This window comes from Streptomyces sp. NRRL S-87 (assembly GCF_000719335.1).
In the GTDB taxonomy this organism is placed as follows: Bacteria; Actinomycetota; Actinomycetes; order Streptomycetales; family Streptomycetaceae; genus Streptomyces.
In genome coordinates this window covers 1-3,227 of the sequence record NZ_JOGB01000132.1, presented here as the reverse complement: position 1 = coordinate 3,227, position 3,227 = coordinate 1, and the positions used below count along the sequence as shown (strand labels likewise).

The window sequence follows — 3,227 nt, the reverse complement described above, 5'->3', positions numbered from 1 at the left end:
GGCTGGGGGCTGGGTGGGTGGCGCGGTCTCAGCCTGGTTTGGGTACGAGTCGCTCCGGGCCCGGCGCGGGGTGGGAGCGCAGCTTCGCGCGCAGCTCCATGTCCGCCTCGGTCAGCCGCTGCGGGCCGCCGTGCGGCGGCACGCCGGAGACCGTCGCGCTCGGTGACTCCGGGGGGATATAGCGCGTGGGGGCGGTGGAGACCGTGTACGCGGTGGCCACCGCGATCGCCGCCATGAGGGCGAGCGCGGCGCGCGTCCACAGCCGTGCGCGGTGCTCCCCCGCGGCGCGTACGGCCGCGGCGGCGGGCGGTTCCAGTGCCACCGCGGGTACGACGGACCCGAGCCGGTGGTGCAGTGCGCCCGGGGTGGACAGTTCCGGGAGCCGGGCCGTGAGGTGGGCGTGGGCGTTCACGAGGCGCTGACCGGCGGTGGGGGTGGTGGCCTCGGTCTCGGCGGCGGTGTCGGGGAGGTCCAGGCCCACGCCGTCGTACAGCAGGACCGTTCTGCGGTGGACGGGCGGCAGCGCGAGCAGGGCGTCGAGGAGGGCCCGGTCGGCGGGGGAGGCCGGCGGGCGGTCGGGGTGCTTGTGGGCGCGGCGCAGTTGGTGCCAGGGGGAGAGCGCGTACTCGTACACGGCCGCGCGGACCCAGCCCACGGGGTCGCGGTCGGTGGCCACCTCGGGCCATCGCTGCCAGGCCTGCTGGAAGGCCCGTTCCACGGCCTCGTGCGCGAGGGAGCGGCGGCCGGTGAGGAGGTAGGCCTGGCGGGCGAGGGGGGCGGCGGCGTAGGCGTAGAGGGCGTCGAAGGTTTGGGTGGGGGTGGGTTCGGCTTCGGGGGTGGGGTGGGCGTCTGGGGTGGCACGGGTTTCTGGGGTGGGCTGGGCTCCTGGGGTGGGGTGGGTTTCGAGGGTGGGGTGGGTTTCGGGGGTGGGGTGGGTTTCGGTGGGGGGTTGGGCTTTGGGGGTGGGTGGCTCTGACTTGGCTTCGGGTTCGGTGGTGCGTTCGGGCTCCGGTTCTTCAGGGCTGGGTTCTGGTGCGGGTACAGCCGCGTGGTGCGGCGGGTTGTGGCGCGCCAGGGTCAGCGGCCGAACGGAGTGCTTGGGGGCAGCGGGCTGAGGGGGCGTCTGCTTCGGTCCGGGGTGCAGCAGGGCCGGTTCGAGCGGGTCCGGTTCGAGCAGGGTTGGTTCGAACAGGTCGGTTTCCGACAGATCCGGTTCGAGCAGGTCCGGTCCCAGCTGCTCCGGTTCGGGTGTGGCTTCTTCGGTTTCCGCTACGGACTCCGCCTCCGGCTCCGTCTCCGCCGCCAGGCGGGTGAGCAGCTTCGCGTACGCCTCCAACTTCCGGCCGCGGGGCTCAGTGCGGCCGGTCTCCCACGACCGGACCGTCGTCGTCGTGACGCCCATCGCGGCCGCCAGCTCGTCGGGAGAGAGCCCGCCGGCTTCGCGCAGCCGTCGGCGTTCCTTGGGGGAGGGCAGGGTCAACTCGGCGGCGGTGTCGACGCTGTGTGTCATGACGGACTCCCAGAAACCCACCATTGGCCGAAAAAGTACATAACCGTATATTGCGAGACACTACGATCATTCGCCTGTTACCCGGCAGCAGCGCGTGTCGTTGGGACCATGTCCGGGTGACCAACGTGACGTCCGGTCGCCGCCGTCGTTCTCCGGCGGCCGCCGCCTGCGTACTGGGTGGCGCTGTCGCCGCCGGGCTCGGCCTGGGCGGCCTGGCCGTCCTCGTCATGGTGCTGTGGATCAGCTCCCCGTACCCGGACAGCGGACCCGGCGCCGCCCTCCATATCGCCGCCGGCCTGTGGCTGCTGGCCCATGGCACCGAGCTGATCAGGCTTGACACGCTGTCAGGCGTACCTGCCCCCATCGGCCTCACGCCGTTGCTCCTGGTGGGGCTGCCCGTGCTGCTCATGCGGCGGGCGGCCCGGCTGGCGCTGTACGAGGACGAGGGGGGTGGGGAGGCCGGAGGCCTCGGTGACAGTGGGGGCGGTGGTGGCAGTGCTGGTGCTGGTGGTGGTGGTGGCGGTGCTGCCGGTGACGCCGCTGGTGGTGGCGGTGGTCTGGGAAGTGACGTTCCCTCAGGTGACGGGGCCTCTGCGGGCGCCCGGCTCCCGGGTGGGGGTGGCCCGTCGGCGGGCGGTGGGCTGCTGGGTGGAGGTCTTTCGCCAGGTGCCGTGTTCTCCGCAGTGACCTGCGGATACCTGGCGGTCGGCGCCGCCGCGACGGCGTACGCGGCGGGCGGACCGATGCCCGCCGACCCGCTGAGCGCCGCCTGGCACGTGCCCCTCGTCGCTGCGATCGCCGGAGCCGCGGGCGTGTGGAGCGCGCGCGGACGTCCGTACGGGGCCTTGCTCGGCTGGCTTCCGAGGGGCGTGCGGCGCTCCTGCGAGCGCCCCCGGTACGGGCGTGCGCTGCGCGCGGGGGTGGCCGGGGCGCTGGTTCTCGTCGGGGGCGGCGCCGTGCTGGTGGGGGCCTCGCTGGTGTTGCACGCAGGGCCGGCGCAGCAGTCCTTCCTGGAGCTGACCGGCGTCTGGTCGGGGCGCTTCGCGGTGCTGCTGGTCGCGCTGGCGCTGATTCCGAACGCGGCCGTGTGGGCCGCTGCCTATGCCCTCGGGCCCGGCTTCTCCCTGGGTGTCGGGGCGACGGCCACGCCACTCGGATTCGCGGGTGCGGCCCCGGCGATGCCGCGCTTCCCGTTGCTCGCCGGCCTTCCGGCGGCGGGCGAGGGGAGCCCGCTGACCTGGGCGGCACTGGCGCTGCCGGTGGTGGCGGGAGTGTGCGTCGGGCGTTTCGCCGGGCGCGACGCGGAGTCGGGTGGGGAAGGTGCGGTCGCCGCGGCGTGGGGGTCGGTCGTGTGCGGCGGGCTGATGGCGGCGCTGGCCGCGGCCGCCGGGGGCCCGGTGGGATCGGACCGCCTGGCCGCGTTCGGGCCGGTGTGGTGGGAGGTCGGAGCGGCTGCGGTGGGATGGACGCTTGTGGTCGCGGTTCCGGTCGCGGTGGCGGTACGGGCCTGGGCCGTACGGGGCCTCGCCACCCTGGACGACGACGCGGAGGACTGGGACGGGGGGCGCTGGGCGGACCGCGGGGTGCGCGAAGCCCGGTGGGCGGAGCTGCGGAAGTCGGCGGGGGCGCTGGTGCCGGAGTTCGGGGGGGCTGGGGCGGAGGTTGGGGCTGGGGCTGGTGCTGGTGCTGGGGCTGGTGCTGGGGCTGGTGCTGGGGC

2 protein-coding genes are annotated in these 3,227 nt (G+C 74.7%); one reads left to right on the top strand and one right to left on the bottom strand.

The window, feature by feature from the left end; all coding sequences use genetic code 11:
• Positions 1 to 28: 28 nt before the first annotated feature.
• Entirely contained in the window at positions 29 to 1,510 is a 1,482-nt protein-coding gene (locus tag IF43_RS0135290; protein ID WP_030210948.1) for a helix-turn-helix domain-containing protein, read from the bottom strand.
• Positions 1,511 to 1,626: 116 nt separating this feature from the next.
• On the opposite strand from IF43_RS0135290, the gene IF43_RS43330 reads away from it, so the two are divergent.
• The coding region (locus IF43_RS43330; RefSeq protein WP_234332649.1) for a DUF6350 family protein at positions 1,627 to 3,227 on the top strand (1,601 nt) is incomplete at its 3' end.